Raw genomic sequence first — 16,102 nt, 5'->3', positions numbered from 1 at the left:
AGCTTATTATGAACGGTTGTTTAGCCACCGTTCTAATCAGTTTTTAGGCTGCCGCTTATTTGTACTTTGTCTTAAGAATTAGCTTGGTTTAAATGCTGCGCTTAAACCAAGCTAAACAGGTTAGTTACTAATAATCCACTGTTGGTTGCCGTTACCGCTATTCGATGACCATAAATAGACATTCTGGCCCGCAGCGCCACCGTTATTGCCATCTATCGAGTAGGCACTGGCGTTACGTTTTTCTAATCTATATTTGTTATTGCCTAGGGCTATCTTTTTCCAGTGTTGGTTATGGTTGTTATTATTGCAGGTCCATAGATATAGGTTTGCAAGATTAGAACCGCCATTGCCTCCATCGATACAATAATTGGTGCTGTTTTTTTGGTAGCTGTAATAGCCATTGCCACGGTCTATTTCTAGCCACTGCTGGTTAATGTTATTGGCGCTGTAATTCCAAAGAGCAATGTTTTGGCCGTTGCTACCACCATTTCCTGCATCAAGGGCGTAGTTGCTGCTGTTTCCTTTTCTTAGACTTACGAGATTAGAGTCGCCTCCATTGGAGTCGTCAGAAGTGTCATCATCTGAGCCGTTATCACAAGGGCTTGTACCACACATACAAATACTATTTGCACTTGCACTGTTTTTACAATCGTTGGCTAAGTTGCCATAAGTGGCTTTACATTGGGCGGTAGTATTACATTGATCGACTAGTGGCGTAGATCCTCCGTTAGTGCCATCTGACCCATCAGAACCGTCCGAGCCATCGGAATTTTTATCTATTAGCTCGTAGGTTTTAATAAAATCAAAATAAGAGGTATTAATGCTGTTGTTATTTAAGTCGGCGACTGTGGGTAGACCCGGGCCCCAAGTAAACGGTTCCATATCAAAAAACACGTACATGTTGTCGTTAAAGTTGGCCTTAGGTGTAACTCGGCCTGCCTCTACGCCATCGCGATAGAAAATAACGGTCTGCGCGTCTTTCCACCACACACCATAGGTGAAGTAGCTGTCTGCATTGCGTGCTTTATTAGGATTGGTGTAGTGGCCAGGGGTGACTTCGTCTGTTGCCCAGTTATTAGTGAAGTAATGGGTATTGCTCATCATGGTGTAATCAAGATAACGCCAGCGGTCATTTTTTACGGTACCGTAATTTTCAATGACATCAATTTCACTGTATGTCGGCTCTTGCATCCAAAACGCAGTGACAGCAGATAGATTTGCAATTTTAACTCTTGCCTCAGAATACATGCCTTTTTTAAAGGCTTTTGTTTTTGAGGTGACAACAGGCGCCCAAATCCAGTTGCCTTGTTGGTTTGAGTTTTTAACCGTCATTTTTAATTGTAAGTGGCCATTGGCTACAGAGACATTATTGCTGTTGTACTGACTGGGCTGTCTGCCGTTCCAATAAGGGTGTTTTTTTTGCCACTTATTATTGTCAAAGTGATTAAAGTCATCGGATAGATTGTTAACCGTTTGCCACTGTTTTCCGTTGGGGGCTTGAGGCAAGCTGAGCGCGCTATGGCTTATAAGTAATACGAGTACCGATATTAGATATTTCATGGTAATTCCCTACTATTTATTGTTTTTAATAAAGTAATGAGATGTATCCAAGAATGGATGCTTAGCTACTTCTAGGGCTCTAAGTAGCAGTCTTTATATTTTAATAGGCTATTTTGGAGCACAGCTAAGTTGCCAGCATAATCTACTTAAGCATACGATCCCACGTGAACGTGAAGGCTTCGTGAGTCTAATCACAGATTCCTCTTATGGGTTCTTGGTACTTATAAATACAGGCTTTAAATTTAGTACTTTATGGTTAGTGTAAGGCTTGCTAAGAATAATCAGAAAGCAGAATGAGGGTGGGGGGGAAGTAAAGGCAAAGCAAGTCGTCGTATATTTAAAAACAGCGACCTGCTTATTGTTGAACCTATTAAGCTTGAATAAACGTTAAGGCCGCAATCGCGACAAGAATGGCTGTAATCGCACTGGTGTCAATGGAAAGGTCGCCAGGCAGGGTGTAATGGCAAATGGCTGCAGCGCTAAGGACAAGGCTTGCGAGTAGCTTTTTCTTAAATCTCATCCTTTTTTGCTGCTTGTTAAAGGCTTGGCTTGCTGCTTTAAGTTCCGGTGCTATACGTGTGAGCTCTTGCCCTTGTTCTAAACTTTGCACAAGCATGGCGGGAATAGCCGGAGCCTTCTCTAACCATTCTGGTGCGTTGTACTTCAGCTCTTTGTATAAGTTTTTAACACTGTATCGTTGCTTAATCCATCTTTCTAAAAAGGGGTGAGCTGTGGCCCATAGGTCAAGCTCAGGATAAAGCTGGCGCCCTAGACCTTCAATATTCAGCAGGGTTTTTTGCAGTAGTACTAGTTGGGGTTGCACAGGCATTTCAAAGCGTTGGGCTGTTTTAAATAGGCTAATTAATGCCTCGCCAAAGCTAATTTCTTTAAGTGGTTTTTGAAAAATAGGTTCACACACAGAACGTATTGCGCTTTCAAATGCTCCTGCTGAAGTATGAGAGGGTACCCATCCGCTACTAATATGTAGTTCGGCTACTTGGCGGTAATCTCGTCGGAACATGGCAATTAAATTGCGCGCTAGATAGTACTGATCTTCACGACTTAATGAACCACAAATAGCGCAATCTATACCAATATAACTAGGACTTTGTTGTGCATTCTCGCGAGAGACAAACACATTACCTGGGTGCATGTCCGCATGGAAAAAGTTATGGTCAAAAACTTGTGTGAAAAATACTTCTACTCCGCGTTCGGCCAGCATTTTCAAATCGGTTTTTTGGGCTTTTATTTGCTCAATATCATTAACGGGAATACCGTTGATACGCTCCATGACCAAGACATTATTTCGACACCAAGGCCAGTAAACCTCAGGAATATAAAGAGTGTCGTCGTCTTCAAAGTTACGGCGTAGCTGTGAGGCATTGGCCGCTTCTTTCATTAAGTCGAGTTCATCAAGTATGGTGAGCCTGTAATCTGCGACTACGTCTACGGGGCGTAACCTACGGGCATCTTTACTTAACTTTTCTAGCCATTGGGCAATATTGGCTAAAAGCTCGGTGTCTCTGGCAATGGTTTGTTCTATACCGGGGCGCACGACTTTGATAACAACGGCTTGCCCGTCTTTTAATTTTGCTTCATGCACTTGTGCGATGGATGCCGAGGCAAGTACTTCGTGCTGGTAGTCATCAAATATTTCTTCAACTTTTGCTCCGAGCGCTTGTTCTACTAGCCGCTTAAATTGCTCTTGGTCGAAGGGGGGTACTTGATCTTGTAAACGACTTAATTCTTTAACTAAGTCGTGCGGCAATAGGTCGGGGCGAGTCGAGAGTAACTGGCCAAATTTAATAAAAATAGGGCCGAGTTCTTCAAGCGCTAAGCGTAAACAAACTGCGCGATTGTGTTTGGGTTTTGGGTAGAACTTTAAAGGTAAAGTCAGTAGGCGCCAGCGCAATTTATTCGGCTGAGGAATTAAATCAAAAAGTCGGTATTTCCCTATCGTATGGGCAATACGAATAGAGCGGCTAAAACTGCGCACAGTTAGTCCTTTTTATTGTGGTTAGCCAATTGGCTGGTTAGCTGGTGTAAACGTGCTTCTAAGCGTTCGGCATCACGGCGCAGTTCATTAACTTGGCTTTGGAAGTACAGCACTTCTTCTGGATGAGGTACAAGCTGCCACTCGGTATGAAGTAATTGGGCAAAGTGAGCCTGAGTCTCTACTAGCTTAAAACTTGGTAGTACTTGCTTAAGTGTTTTTAAGGCAATGCTTAACGCAGAGCTTAATTCTGGGCCTAGTTTGTCAGAGGCTGCATCTTGCCAGTCGATGTCTATATCGCTTACTAGATCGGCAAAGGCTTGCAGTAGGGCGATATCACCTTGGGCATGAACGCCACTGCCCGCTAAACTGTGTTTAGCTTCGCTGGCAAGCTTCTGGAATTGCTTTAATTCACCCTTTAAACACAGGTCTGCCTGTTCAAGAAAGTCTTCGTTGTCAGGTAGGAGGGCAAGCTCGCAGTAGGATTCAGATATTCGCAGGCTGATAATAAGCTGCTGATCACTAATTACTAAACAGCAGCGCTTGTGTTTAAGTTGCTCTAGACGTTTAAGGCTGGCCGGATCGTAACGTAAACATTCGTTTATCGCTTTTTCTATTATTTTGGCTGCCAGCGCCAAAATACTCGGGTCTAATAGGCCCGCTTTTACGCTCACGCTTTAATAGCCTTGTGTAGGGCGACGATACCGCCGGTCATATTGTGGTAGCTACAACTATTAAAGCCTGAGTCGAGTAGCATTTGTTTGAGTGTCTCTTGATCGGGGTGCATGCGAATACTTTCAGCGAGGTATTGATAGCTTTCTGCATCGTTGGCAACCAATTTACCCATCATAGGCAGAAGGCGGAAGCTGTAAGTGTCGTAAATTTTTTCTAAGGCTTTGTTTTCTGGCTTGGAGAATTCGAGTACGAGTAGTCGGCCGCCGGGTTTTAAAATACGTAACATTGAGCGCATTGCCAGTTCTTTGTCTGTGACATTACGAAGGCCAAAAGCGATACTAATACAGTCAAAATAATTGTCTGGGAAGGGTAGGTATTGGGCGTCTGCCTGTACATAGGATAGATTGCCAACAAGCCCTTTATTAATAAGCTTGTCACGGCCAACCTTAAGCATGGATTCATTAATGTCGGCCAAAACCACTTGGCCTTTCGGTCCAACTATACGGCTGAACTTCGCACTTAGGTCGCCTGTGCCGCCAGCTATATCAAGTACTTTTTGGCCGGGGCGTAGAGCAGAGCTTTCAACGGTAAACATTTTCCATAGTCGGTGTACACCACCCGACATCAAATCATTCATGATGTCGTATTTAGCTGCAACGCTGTGAAAGACGTCGGCCACTTTAGCGGCTTTCTCGCCTGCGTTGACGGTCTCGAAGCCAAAGTGGGTTTTTTCTTGATCTTTCATGCTGTTGCCCAAGTAAATTTCTAGAGGCGCTAGTTTATTCGTCTAGAACACTTTGGTACAGGCTTGGCTTTGATTCAGGCCCGCTTTGTTGGTGCTTTGGGAGGGCGGTGGTGTTTGGCTTATGGCTGAAACTTAATGACTTGCACTCCGCTTAGTTCTTGGCGGCGCTCTTCGGCTTCGACTAGATAATCGCGCCATAGCGGTTCTTGCTCTAAGCAAAGTTTGCGCAAATAAGCCCAGCTGTAAATGCCACTGTCATGGCCATCATCAAAAATCAGGCGCAGGGCATAATTCCCTTGCCGTTCGATATCGGAAATATTGACTTCGTGCTTGTCGAGAGGCACTTTTTTTTGTCCCGGGCCATGCCCCTGAACTTCTGCGGATGGGCTTAATACCCGCAAAAGTTCGGCGCTTAGACAATAACTCTCGGCGCCATAGCTTAATTCAAGCTCGGCGCGTTTAGAGTGTAAGGTCAGCTTAGTGGGTTTCATCAGAGTTTGTGCCCTAAAGAATAAAGCGGCTTAGGTCTTCGTTTTTGGCGAGTACCTGTAGTTGGCTTTCAACTTTTGCTGCATCGATGATGATTGTTTCATCACCTGCCTTACATTCAAAGCTAATGTCTTCGAGCAGTTTTTCCATGACGGTGTGCAAGCGACGTGCACCGATGTTTTCAGTGCTTTCGTTTACTTCAAAAGCAATTTCAGCAATTTTGCGAATGCCGTCTTGGCTAAATTCAAGCTCAATACCTTCGGTTTTAAGTAGGCTCTGGTGTTGGGTAGTTAGAGCCGCTTTAGGTTCGGTTAGGATGCGCTCAAAATCATCTGGGCTGAGGGCTTCTAGTTCAACGCGAATTGGTAGGCGCCCCTGAAGCTCAGGGATGAGGTCGGAAGGTTTGGCAAGGTGGAACGCGCCCGAGGCAATAAACAAAATATGATCTGTTTTTATCATGCCGTGTTTGGTTGAAACGGTGCAGCCTTCAATAAGGGGGAGTAGGTCGCGCTGTACACCTTCGCGGCTTACATCGGCGCCAGAGCCACTTTCGCGTTTACAGACCTTGTCGATTTCGTCGAGAAAGACGATGCCGTTTTGTTCTGCTGATTCAATCGCACGCGCTTTAATATCGTCTTCATTAACGAGTTTGGCGGCTTCTTCTTCGCTGACTTTTTTAAAGGCTTTGGCGACACTCATTTTTGACTTTTGAGTTTTGCCTTTACCCATATTGCTAAACATATTTTGCAATTGGCTGGTCATGTCTTCCATGCCCGGAGGGGCCATGATCTCTACGCCAACGGGGGTGGCGCTAAGTTCGATCTCGATTTCTTTATCGTCGAGTTGGCCTTCACGCAGTTTTTTACGGAAAAGTTGACGGGTGCTGTTATCGCTTTCAGCTTCTGTGCCGCGAGCAGGAGGTAGGAGGGCGTCAAGAATACGTTCTTCAGCAGCTTCTTGAGCACGGAATTCTACCTTGTTTATTTCTTGTTCGCGCAGCATTTTAATGGAGCCATCGACAAGATCGCGCACGATGCTTTCAACATCGCGACCAACATAACCCACTTCGGTGAATTTGGTCGCTTCTACTTTGATAAATGGGGCGTTGGCAAGCTTCGCTAAGCGGCGGGCGATTTCAGTTTTACCAACGCCGGTCGGGCCAATCATTAAAATATTTTTAGGGGTGACTTCAGCGCGTAAGCTTGGCTCGAGCTGCATGCGGCGCCAGCGATTGCGCAGGGCAATGGCTACGGCTTTTTTGGCGCTGTTCTGGCCAACGATATAACGGTCGAGTTCGTGAACAATTTCACTTGGAGTCATCTGGCTCATGTAATGCTCTGCCTAGTATTCGAGTTCTTCAATGGTGAAGTTGTGATTGGTATAGACGCAAATATCGCCGGCTATGGTCAGGCCTTTTTCAACGATGTCGCGAGGGTCTAAGTCGGTGTTGTCATATAGGGCGCGCGCGGCACTTTGGGCAAAGGTGCCACCGGAGCCGATGGCCATTAAGTCGTCTTCGGGCTGAATGACGTCGCCATTACCACTGATAATAAGTGAGGCTTCGGCATCGGCGACACAAAGCAGGGCTTCGAGTTTGCGCAGGGCTCTGTCGCTGCGCCACTCTTTGGCGAGTTCTACCGCTGCGCGAACTAATTGGCCGCCGTGGGCTTCAAGTTTTGCTTCAAAACGTTCAAATAGGGTGAAGGCGTCGGCGGTACCACCGGCAAAACCTGCGATAACTTTATCTCTGTATAGGCGGCGCACTTTGCGTGCATTGCCTTTCATAATGGTATTGCCGAGGCTGACCTGGCCGTCGCCGCCGATGACAACTTTGTTGCCTCGGCGTATGGAAAGAATGGTGGTACCGCGATATTGCTGCACTGCAGGGCCCTTTCAAAAGTGATTCTAGTTTGTGATCTTGCTGCAGAAGTGGGGGCCCGGTTTTATTTTTCAAGCTTTATCGAGCGCTATTTTTTTATCTCACGTTTTAGAGTGAGGTAATCAAGGCGGTTATCAACTAGGGTTTGGCGGGCCTTGGCGAGCTTGCTTTTATTACGATAAGGGCCGACAACAACTCGGTAGCGTGCTTCACCACTTTTAAGTTTGCTGGTTTCAATAACAGCATCCATATTCATGAGAATAAGCTTGGCGCGTAACTTATCGGCATCACTTTCTTTGCGGAAGGAGGCGACCTGTAAAAAATACTCGTGGGTGGCTGCTTTGCTTATTTCAGCTTCAGTTGGTGCTTGGTACTCTGGTACTTCTACTTGTTGCTCTTTTAGGCGGTCGTAAAACTCAAATACGGGCTCGCTGACGTCATCTTTGATGTTTTCTATTGGTTTGCTTATTTTTTTTGTGGCCTCAGGTAGCTTTTCGGTGATGTCCTGACTTTTAAAGCCATTGAGCTGAACTAGAAACATAATAAACATGCCCGAGATAAGGCCTGCCAAAAACCAAAACCATGAGGGTTTTTGGCTTTTTTGTGTGTTGCGCTTGGCGTGGCTAGTACGTTTTTTAGTCATGTTTTGAAGGGCCTGTGCTAACTTTTTGCTGGCGTATTGCAATGGCTCGGCATGCTAGCCTATGTGCTTCAGCTTGTGAACGACACTTTACTCAAAAACTAGGTTGGTTTCTGTTTAGTTCGATTCTTGGGGGTCTATATCTAGGCTCCAGCGCACTCTTTTACTTAAAGCGTTGTTTTCAATGGCTTCTACCAAAGGGCTGGTAATTTGTCTGAGCTGAGTGCGACTCTGACTCTTGATAAGCAGTTGAAAGCGATATCGGTCTTGTATGCGCTCCATTGCGCAGGGCATGGGGCCAAGTAGGCTGTGCTCCGCCGAGGGGGGATTATTGCGTTGGTATAAGGCGGCGATGTGCTCTAGTAGCGCAGTGGCATTTTCAGGTCGTTTACACTCCGCTTTAAATAGTGCTAAGTGGCTATAGGGGGGCATGCGGTTGTGTTGACGCTCAGCCAGTAATTGCCTGGCAAAGTTGTAATAGCCTCGCTGGCAGAGTAATTGTAAAAGCGGGTGTTCGGGCCTGTGACTTTGCAATAATACTAGGCCGCGCTCTTGTTCTCGCCCAGCTCTGCCGGCAACTTGCATTAAAAGCTGCCCCATTTTTTCCATGCCACGAAAATCTGGGCTGAGGAAGCCTTGGTCGGCGTCGGTGATAATGACCAAGGCAAGGTTTTTGAAATGGTGGCCTTTGGCGAGCATTTGTGTGCCCACTAAAATACAGGGTTTGCCGCTGTGAATACGTTCTAGGTTTGCGGTAAAGGCTTTTTTAGAGCGGCTGCTGTCTCTGTCTATTCGAATAACGTCACTATCTTCAAAGAGGCGATTCAGCTCCTGCTCTATTTGTTCTGTACCTATGCCGCGACTTTCAAGTTGATCGTGTTGGCAATTTGGGCACTGTTGTGCGGGCCTAGTGCGCCAATCGCAGTGGTGACAATGCAGCCGGGCTGGCCTGCTGTGTAGAGTCATGCTGGCTGAGCATCGAGGGCATTCACTCATCCAGCCGCAGTGGTGACAAAGCTGTACGGCGGCATACCCTCGACGATTCTGAAAAACGAGAACTTGTTTACCTTGGCCGAGTGTTTGTTTTATCGCGGTTAAGCTTTGTGCGCAAAGCCCCGCTTGTTGAGGTTGGTCTTTTAAGTCTAGGCAGCGTAACTCTGGTGCTTGAGTGCCGGCGGCTCGCTGTTTTAGAACGATATGCTGGTAGTGTTTGTTTAGTGTTTGCTTGAGTGTTTCTAAGCTCGGTGTTGCGCTGCCCAATACGATAGGGATGTTTAGCTTGTGAGCTCTATAAACGCAAAGGTCTCGCGCTGAATAGCGCAGGCCGTCTTGCTGCTTGTAAGAGTTATCGTGTTCCTCATCAACAATAATCAATCCAAGTTCTTTCACTGGGCTGAGCGCAGCTAAGCGTGTGCCGATAATAATACGGGCATGGCCGTTTTTTGCGTCGAGCCAGTTACGCGCGCGTTGAGCTTCACTAATACCGCTGTGTAATTCCACAAGTGGGCTGTTAAAGCGGCTGCGAAAGCGGCCAACGGTTTGTGGGCTTAGGCCGATTTCGGGTACGAGGATAAGTACCTGCTTATCTGCTTCGAGTGCTTGCGCGCACAGTTGCAAATACACTTCGGTTTTTCCGCTACCGGTAGCGCCATGTAATAAAGAGGCCGTTGCTTGCTTGAATCGAACAGCTTTGACGGCTGCTTCTTGCTCGCTATTTAGCTTTAGGTGTGGTTCTTTTAAGAGCGTGCTGCTATTTACGGCCCTTGCTTGTGCTTCGCATTTTTCTATCAGTTTTTTGTCTGTCAATGCTTTAAGAGTGCTGGTGTTGAAGCCGATTTCTGAGCGCTGCTCATCTAAAAAATAGTGGTGCTTTTGTAGATATAGGAGGATTTCTTGTTGCTTGGGGCTGCGCTTTAGCGCTGTTTCGGGCAGGCCTTTACCTTCTGTGGTGAGTTGCCATTGTTGGCTCGCTGTTGGTGTTTTACCTTGTCTTAATTGTGGGGGAATACTGCTTTGCAGTACTTCACCTAGAGGGTGTTGATAGTAATGTGTCAGCCATAAGCACAATCTGAGTAATTCCTCAGGTATGGCCAGTTCAGTGTTGTAGCAGCTTTTAAGTTCTTTGAGTTTAGTGTGGTCGTAGTTGTTTTTATCTGTCTTCGGGATAACAACTCCTACCAAATCTCGACTCCCAAAAGGAGCGAGTACTAACTGACCAGTTGTGGGGGCGGCTTGGCCTTTGGGGGCGAGGTAACTAAAACTTTGGCGTAGGGGCACTGGCAGTGCAATCTCGACGACATTGGTTGGGGCAATTGACTGCATTTTGGCCTATTTACTTGCGGTTTATTTCTGGTACTATCCGCGCTCCTTTTAACCCGTAACCAGTAGTTGCGCGGTGCCCAACTTGAGCTTGGGTGGCGGCGTACAAATCGTGGGGCGTATTATGCAAGCAGATATTCAACCAAGCTACGGTGAAATGACAGCAACTTGTAGCTGTGGTAACACCGTTCAAACTCGTTCGACTTTGGCAAAAGACATTCACATTGATGTATGTTCAAAGTGTCACCCTTTCTATACCGGTAAGCAGAAAGTTGCTGATAAGGGCGGTCGTATCGACAAGTTCAACAAGCGTTTTGGTCGTCTTTCGGCGAAATAAGATCTGCTTGTCAAGCTGCCGAATTCCTTCGGCAGCTTTTGTTACCTCTCTTCTAGAACAACTCTTCTGTAAATGTTTCTAACGCTGCTTCTGGCGTTTCTTGGTTATCTTCGCCGAATTCGGGTACGTTTTCTGCTCTAAAGAATTCGAAGATCGCATCGGGATCTCCTGTCCGTGCACGCTTCCCAGTTTCTGGGTCTATTCTCACCGTTACAATACCTGTAGGTTGTTTGCGGGCTTTATCAGGGCTCCCTTGTAGTGCTACGCGCATAAAATCCATCCAGATGGGAAGTGCCGCACTGCCGCCGTACTCTCGGTTCCCTAAAGGACTGTTATTGTCAAAGCCAACCCAAGCTGTTGTGATGACATCGGGGTTGTAGCCGCTGAACCAGGCATCGGTAGGGCCGTTAGTTGTGCCGGTTTTACCTGCTAGGTCATTACGCTCTAAGGCTCTTGCCCTGCGCCCAGTACCTCGTCTAATGACGTCTTTGAGCATGTCGTCGAGGATAAATGCCACTTGGGGATCGAGGATTCGAGGGGCTTCTGGATAATCAGATGTTTCGAGCCAGCCTAGGCTTCGTTTGAGTTCGACAGGTAGGTCGAGCCAGTCGTGCCATTCTTCAGCTTCGGTTGGGCTTTCTTTACTTGCTTGCTCTTCATGTGGTGCACTACTGCATTCTCTGCACACAACTTGTGGTAAGGCTTCATAAATGATCGTGCCATCGGTATCGGTTATGCGATCAATCATGTGAGCGTTAACTTTAAAGCCACCATTGGCGAGCCCTGCCCAGGCAGTTGCCATATCAATGGGTGGTACCGCGTGTGTTCCTAGGGCAAGGCTGAGATCTCTAGGTAGCGCTTTGGCATCAAAGCCGAAGCGGGATACGGTTTTGATGGCTTTATTGATTCCTAGTTGTTTGAGTATGCGAATACTTACTAAGTTACGGGATAGATAGAGCGCTTTACGCAAGCGAATATCGCCAAGAAATTTATTGCCATCATTTTTCGGGCGCCACGCGCCTTCAAGCTGCTGGTCATCGAAAACGATGGGGCTATCATTGATTAATGTGGCTGCTGTCATTCCGCTCTCTAGCGCGGCGGCATAAATAAAAGGTTTGAAATTCGAGCCCGGTTGGCGGTTAGCTTGTGTCGCTCGATTGAAGTTGCTTTGATAGAATGAGAGTCCGCCTACTATGGCCAATATACTTCCATCATTGGGTTTGAGTGCAACTAAAGCCGCTTGTGCTTCCGGTACCTGGCTCAACTGCCAGCTCTTGTCTTTCTGTTGTTGAATTCTTACAACATCGCCTATTTCAAATAATTCATAAATTGTTTTAAAGGCTGGGCCTGTGGTGCTTTCGGTAATGTAGGGGCGTAGCTTATTTAAACCTTGCTCCCATACGAGTTGAACTGTCTCCCCCTTTTTGTTTAACAGTTCTACTTGCTGTTCGTTGATATCGGTGACAACAGCTGGCAATAATCCCACAAAGTCACTTATTTCTTGCAGTTGCTCAAGCCATTGGGCATTGCGTTTCTCGGGTGGGAGTTGAGTGTCGTCTTTGTTGTTTAAGTTTTGCTCCGCTCCTCTCCAGCCGTGGCGCTTGTCATAAGCGAGAAGGCCCTTGCTTACGGCCTTTTGTGCGGCAACTTGCATGGATGCATTAATGGTTGTGTAGACTTTGTAGCCTTCGGTATAGGCTTTTCTTCCATATGAGCGAACAGCTCGATCTCTTGCCATTTCTGCGACATAAGGGGCTCGAGCGTCTAGTTGGCTGCCGTGATATTTCGCTGTAACAAGCTCAGTGGTTGCAAGCTGATAAGCGTCTTTGTCGATTTTATTTAATTCGAGCATGCGTCGAAGTATCCAGTTTCTTCGTTCAACTGCGCGTGTAGGGTTAACAATGGGGTTTTGTGTTGAAGGCCCTTGAAACAGTCCAGCAATCATGGCTAGTTGGGCTAAACTTAGGTCGCTAAGGCTTTTGCCGTAATAAACTTCTGCGGCGGCTTGTATACCGTAGGCGCGTTTTCCCAAGAACATGTAGTTGACATAGAGTTCTAGGATTTCGTCTTTACTGAGTTCGCGCTCAAGTTTGAGTGAAAGTAAGATCTCGTTGAATTTACGAATGAAGTTTCTGTCGAGAGAAAGAAATACATTGCGAGTAAGCTGCATGGTCAAGGTACTGCCGCCGCTACCTCTTTCTCCGGTCAGTAGTAGCTCGGTTACTGCACGGGCAAGGCCTCGGAAGCTGACGCCGTTGTGGGAGTAAAAATCGGCATCTTCAGCGGCTAAGAGAGCATCGATAAATGGCTGAGGAACTTCATTAAGTGTGACGGGCGTTCGTCTTTTTTCGCCGAATTCGCCGATAAGTGCACCGTCAGACGAGTATATTTGCATCGGAGTTTGCAGGCGGACGTCTCGAATTGACTCGACACTGGGTAAGCCAGGGCTAAGGTAAAGGTAGATGGCCGCGAGACCTAATACACAAGCGGTGGAGGCCAGTAAGGCAAGGGTTGCAAGGGTTGTAAGCAATTTTTTGTAGTTGGAGTTCATGTGCCTTAAGGGCCAAAGTGAGAGAGACTGCTCATTATAAAGCTTTTTTTGTGCATTATTTAACTGTGCTGCCGTTGCAGCCAAGAGTTAAAGTGCTATAACATGAACATAAGCTAAGTATCCGAAATAGATAGAAAAAATGGGCGCTCTAGATTTTCTAAGTAAAAAACACAAACCGCTGATTGGGCTGGATATCAGTTCCACTACCATTAAGCTGTTGGAGTTTAGCAGGCATGGTGGAGGCTATCGCGTTGAAAACTACGCTGTAAAGCCACTTCCACCTAATACTGTTGTTGAAAAAAATATCAACGAGCCAGAGGCCGTTGCTCAAGTTTTAAAGGCGCTTGTTCAGTCCGCGCGCAGTAAGACGAAAGACGCTGCGGTTGCTGTTTCGGGATCGTCTGTGATTACTAAGTTGGTTGAAATGCCCGGTGATCTAAATGACGAGCAAATGGAGGCTTATATCTCCACTGAGGCTGATCAATATATTCCCTACCCTCTTGAAGAGGTTGCTCTGGATTTTGATGTACAGGGGCCTTCATCTAAAAACCCCGATCAAGTCGAAGTGTTGTTGGCTGCTTGTCGCAGTGAGAATGTCGAAACTCGCGTAGCGGTTCTAGCCGAAGCAGGGCTTAATCCAAAAGTTGTTGATGTTGAAGCCTACACGATGGAGCGTGCTTTTGAGTTGATTCGAGAGCAGCTTGAAGATCAGGATGAGCAAGTGGTCGCTGTGCTTGACATAGGTGCAACGATGACAACGCTCAGCGTTTTAGTTGATGGCTCGACGATCTATACGCGTGAGCAGCTATTTGGCGGCAAGCAGTTAACAGAAGAAATTCAGCGACGCTATGGTTTATCTGCCGAAGAGGCCGGGCTTGCCAAGAAGCAGGGGGGGCTTCCAGATGATTATGAGGGGGAGGTGTTGGAGCCGTTTAAAGATGCGGTTGTTCAGCAGGTGACGCGCTCGTTACAATTTTTCTTTTCTTCAAGTCAGTACAATGATGTTGATCACATTATTCTCGCTGGTGGTGTAGCTGCTCTTGATGGACTGGCCGGTTTGATTGAGGAGAAGCTTGGAACGCCAGCTACTGTAGCTAATCCATTTGCGAATATGTCTATAGCTTCTCGTGTGAATTCAGCTGCGTTAGATGGCGATGCTCCTTCGCTAATGATTGCTGCAGGCTTGGCTTTAAGGGGGTTTGAGTAGCGATGGCGCGTATTAATTTATTACCTTGGCGTGAAGAGCTACGCCAAGAGAAAAAGAAAGAATTTCTTACCCAGCTGGTTGGGGTTTGCATCTTTGTGGCACTGGCTTGTTTTCTTTGGGTGCAAACTGTTGACGGTGCTATTCAAGGGCAGGAAGCCCGCAATAAAATGCTTAAAGATGAAATTGCTGGTTTAGAAAAACAAGTTGAAGAGATTAAAGAGCTCAAGAAGAAAAAATCTGAGTTAGAAGCGCGTATGAGAGTGATTCAAGACCTTGAAGGTAAGCGCTCTATTATTGTTCATCATTTTGATGAGTTGGCGCGACGTATTCCTGATGGCGTTTATTTCACTAAATTACAGCGCAGTGGCGGGAAGTTTTTTGTTTTTGGAGTGAGTGAGTCGAATCAGCGGATATCGGCTCTAATGCGAAGCCTTGATGAGTCTGATTATTTTTCGAGCCCTAATTTAAAGTCGGTAGTTGCGCGCCCTGAGCTGGGAGCTCAAGTTGGTTTTTTTGAAATGGAGCTTGAGGCCAGCTTGCCTAGTACAAAAGGGGGTGAGAAATGACTGATGTCGCTAAGTTTATCGAGCAGTTACAAGAGTTTGATGTAAACGACCTTGATTTTAATAGGGTGGGCGTCTGGCCCTTGGCTGGCAGAATATTTCTTTGTGTGCTGGCATCTCTGGCGTTGGTATCCGCTTGTTATTTTCTTGTGGTTAAAGATAAGCAGTTACGCCTCGAGACCGTCTCCTCTCAGGAGCGAGGTTTGCGTTCGGATTTTGAAGCCAAGGCGCATGAGGCTGTGAATTTAGATACTTACAGGGCTCAGATGGTCAAGATGGAAGAGGGGTTTGGCGCCTTGATAGCGCGCCTACCCACTAAGACTGAGGTTCCAGGCCTGTTAGAAGATATCGATGACAAGGGGGTCGAGAGCCGTTTGGAGATTAATCGCATTGCTCTTCAGGAAGAGGTTGTTTCCGATATTCATGTTGAACTGCCCATTCGAATTGAGGTTGAAGGTGGCTTTCATGAGTTTGGTGCTTTTGTGAGTGGTATTGCTGGTATGCCTAGGATTGTTACTCTTCATGATTTTTTAATTGAGCCTGCGACCAAAGATAAGGCCGGTTTGTTAAAAATGCAGCTTCAGGCTAAAACATATCGCTACAAAGGAGAGGAGTAGGTTATGAGAACTGCATTCCTTTTTATATTATTTGCCGCGTTGTCTGGTTGTGATTCTGGGGGGGGAGACTCAGATTTGAGAGGTTACATCGCGCAGGTTAAGGCAAAACCAGCGGGTCGAATCGAGCCTATTCCAACATATCCACCTTATGAGAGCTTTATTTATGCATCGGCAGCATTACGCAGCCCTTTTGATAAGCCTGTGGATATACTTAAGAGGGTTTATCGCTTATCTGCTGCGGATGTAAGCCCTGACTTAAATCGCAAAAAAGAATTTCTTGAGGGTTTTGATGTGGCCAGTTTAAGTATGGTTGGGACATTGCAGCAGGGTGATAATTTTTGGGCCTTGGTTAAGGATTCTTCAGGGGGGATTCACCGAGTTGATAAGGGGGATTACCTGGGTTTGAATCACGGTAAGGTTGTAGAAGTTGATAAAACAAAAATAGAATTGATTGAGGTGGTGTCTGATGGTCTTAGCGGTTGGGTTGAGCGTCCTCGGATACTATCTTTAGCGGAGAAGGACTAACA

General features: G+C 46.5%; 15 protein-coding genes. 5 read left to right on the top strand and 10 right to left on the bottom strand.

From position 1 onward, the window contains the following. Nucleotides 1-120: 120 nt before the first annotated feature. The 9 genes from AB1S55_RS01130 to AB1S55_RS01090 all read right to left on the bottom strand — a co-directional run bounded on the left by AB1S55_RS01130 (nt 121) and on the right by AB1S55_RS01090 (nt 10,303). Nucleotides 121-1,560 (bottom strand): ricin-type beta-trefoil lectin domain protein, encoded by a 1,440-nt coding sequence (locus AB1S55_RS01130; RefSeq protein ID WP_370979936.1) that lies wholly within the window; start codon nt 1,558-1,560, stop codon nt 121-123. A gap of 370 nt (nt 1,561-1,930) precedes the next feature. Then, nucleotides 1,931-3,556: a ubiquinone biosynthesis regulatory protein kinase UbiB gene (gene ubiB, locus AB1S55_RS01125; protein ID WP_370979935.1), complete on the bottom strand. Its 1,626-nt coding sequence runs from the start codon at nt 3,554-3,556 to the stop codon at nt 1,931-1,933. A 2-nt stretch (nt 3,557-3,558) separates the two neighbouring features. After that, a complete protein-coding gene (locus tag AB1S55_RS01120) occupies nt 3,559-4,227 on the bottom strand; it encodes an SCP2 domain-containing protein (protein ID WP_370979934.1) in 669 nt (222 codons plus the stop codon). Further along, complete coding sequence (gene ubiE, locus AB1S55_RS01115; protein ID WP_370979933.1) at nt 4,224-4,973, bottom strand: bifunctional demethylmenaquinone methyltransferase/2-methoxy-6-polyprenyl-1,4-benzoquinol methylase UbiE; 750 nt, start codon at nt 4,971-4,973, stop codon at nt 4,224-4,226. Before ubiE ends, AB1S55_RS01120 begins: the two co-directional genes overlap by 4 nt. Before the next feature lie 119 nt (nt 4,974-5,092). After that, nucleotides 5,093-5,464 carry a gamma-butyrobetaine hydroxylase-like domain-containing protein gene (locus AB1S55_RS01110; protein WP_370979932.1) on the bottom strand — a complete coding sequence of 124 codons (372 nt, stop codon included), beginning with the start codon at nt 5,462-5,464 and terminating at the stop codon, nt 5,093-5,095. Between the two features lie 13 nt (nt 5,465-5,477). Then, the gene (hslU, locus tag AB1S55_RS01105; RefSeq protein WP_370979931.1) at nt 5,478-6,791 is read right to left on the bottom strand and encodes an ATP-dependent protease ATPase subunit HslU; all 1,314 of its coding nucleotides are present in this window, start codon (nt 6,789-6,791) and stop codon (nt 5,478-5,480) included. A 12-nt stretch (nt 6,792-6,803) separates the two neighbouring features. Further along, a complete protein-coding gene (gene hslV, locus AB1S55_RS01100) occupies nt 6,804-7,343 on the bottom strand; it encodes an ATP-dependent protease subunit HslV (protein WP_370979930.1) in 540 nt (179 codons plus the stop codon). 86 nt (nt 7,344-7,429) lie between these two features. Next, nucleotides 7,430-7,984 carry an SPOR domain-containing protein gene (locus tag AB1S55_RS01095; RefSeq protein ID WP_370979929.1) on the bottom strand — a complete coding sequence of 185 codons (555 nt, stop codon included), beginning with the start codon at nt 7,982-7,984 and terminating at the stop codon, nt 7,430-7,432. A 114-nt stretch (nt 7,985-8,098) separates the two neighbouring features. Next, entirely contained in the window at nt 8,099-10,303 is a 2,205-nt protein-coding gene (locus AB1S55_RS01090; protein ID WP_370979928.1) for a primosomal protein N', read from the bottom strand. Nucleotides 10,304-10,424: 121 nt separating this feature from the next. Here AB1S55_RS01090 and rpmE point away from each other — a divergent pair, with 121 nt between their 5' ends. Further along, nucleotides 10,425-10,637, top strand: a complete 213-nt coding sequence (rpmE, locus tag AB1S55_RS01085) for a 50S ribosomal protein L31 (RefSeq protein WP_370981619.1) — start codon at nt 10,425-10,427, stop codon at nt 10,635-10,637. 52 nt (nt 10,638-10,689) lie between these two features. On the opposite strand, the gene AB1S55_RS01080 is transcribed toward rpmE, so the two are convergent. Further along, entirely contained in the window at nt 10,690-13,188 is a 2,499-nt protein-coding gene (locus AB1S55_RS01080; RefSeq protein WP_370979927.1) for a penicillin-binding protein 1A, read from the bottom strand. 139 nt (nt 13,189-13,327) lie between these two features. Here AB1S55_RS01080 and AB1S55_RS01075 point away from each other — a divergent pair, with 139 nt between their 5' ends. Genes AB1S55_RS01075 through AB1S55_RS01060 form a run of 4 tightly spaced genes read left to right on the top strand, consistent with a single transcriptional unit; the run spans nt 13,328 to nt 16,100 of the window. Further along, complete coding sequence (locus AB1S55_RS01075) at nt 13,328-14,395, top strand: pilus assembly protein PilM (RefSeq protein WP_370979926.1); 1,068 nt, start codon at nt 13,328-13,330, stop codon at nt 14,393-14,395. 2 nt (nt 14,396-14,397) lie between these two features. Beyond that, nucleotides 14,398-14,961, top strand: a complete 564-nt coding sequence (locus AB1S55_RS01070; RefSeq protein ID WP_370979925.1) for a PilN domain-containing protein — start codon at nt 14,398-14,400, stop codon at nt 14,959-14,961. Beyond that, on the top strand, nt 14,958-15,575 hold the full coding sequence (locus AB1S55_RS01065) for a type 4a pilus biogenesis protein PilO (protein WP_370979924.1): 618 nt from the start codon (nt 14,958-14,960) through the stop codon (nt 15,573-15,575). The genes AB1S55_RS01070 and AB1S55_RS01065 overlap by 4 nt, the downstream gene beginning before the upstream one ends. A 3-nt stretch (nt 15,576-15,578) precedes the next feature. Further along, a complete protein-coding gene (locus AB1S55_RS01060; RefSeq protein WP_370979923.1) occupies nt 15,579-16,100 on the top strand; it encodes a pilus assembly protein PilP in 522 nt (173 codons plus the stop codon). Nucleotides 16,101-16,102: the final 2 nt, after the last annotated feature.

Origin of the sequence: Agaribacterium sp. ZY112 (assembly GCF_041346925.1) — a bacterium.
Classification (GTDB): Bacteria; Pseudomonadota; Gammaproteobacteria; order Pseudomonadales; family Cellvibrionaceae; genus Agaribacterium.
The sequence above is the reverse complement of the archived record's forward strand: the minus strand, read 5'-3'. Positions and strand labels throughout refer to the sequence as shown.

Bases quoted from the DNA above. Each gene is read 5' to 3' on its own strand.
- AB1S55_RS01130 (WP_370979936.1), bottom strand. From the start codon at position 1,560: ATGAAATATCTAATATCGGTACTCGTATTACTTATAAGCCATAGCGCG.
- ubiE (WP_370979933.1), bottom strand. From the start codon at position 4,973: ATGAAAGATCAAGAAAAAACCCACTTTGGCTTCGAGACCGTCAACGCA.
- AB1S55_RS01110 (WP_370979932.1), bottom strand. From the start codon at position 5,464: ATGAAACCCACTAAGCTGACCTTACACTCTAAACGCGCCGAGCTTGAA.
- hslU (WP_370979931.1), bottom strand. From the start codon at position 6,791: ATGAGCCAGATGACTCCAAGTGAAATTGTTCACGAACTCGACCGTTAT.
- AB1S55_RS01095 (WP_370979929.1), bottom strand. From the start codon at position 7,984: ATGACTAAAAAACGTACTAGCCACGCCAAGCGCAACACACAAAAAAGC.
- AB1S55_RS01090 (WP_370979928.1), bottom strand. From the start codon at position 10,303: ATGCAGTCAATTGCCCCAACCAATGTCGTCGAGATTGCACTGCCAGTG.
- rpmE (WP_370981619.1), top strand. From the start codon at position 10,425: ATGCAAGCAGATATTCAACCAAGCTACGGTGAAATGACAGCAACTTGT.
- AB1S55_RS01080 (WP_370979927.1), bottom strand. From the start codon at position 13,188: ATGAACTCCAACTACAAAAAATTGCTTACAACCCTTGCAACCCTTGCC.
- AB1S55_RS01075 (WP_370979926.1), top strand. From the start codon at position 13,328: ATGGGCGCTCTAGATTTTCTAAGTAAAAAACACAAACCGCTGATTGGG.
- AB1S55_RS01070 (WP_370979925.1), top strand. From the start codon at position 14,398: ATGGCGCGTATTAATTTATTACCTTGGCGTGAAGAGCTACGCCAAGAG.
- AB1S55_RS01065 (WP_370979924.1), top strand. From the start codon at position 14,958: ATGACTGATGTCGCTAAGTTTATCGAGCAGTTACAAGAGTTTGATGTA.
- AB1S55_RS01060 (WP_370979923.1), top strand. From the start codon at position 15,579: ATGAGAACTGCATTCCTTTTTATATTATTTGCCGCGTTGTCTGGTTGT.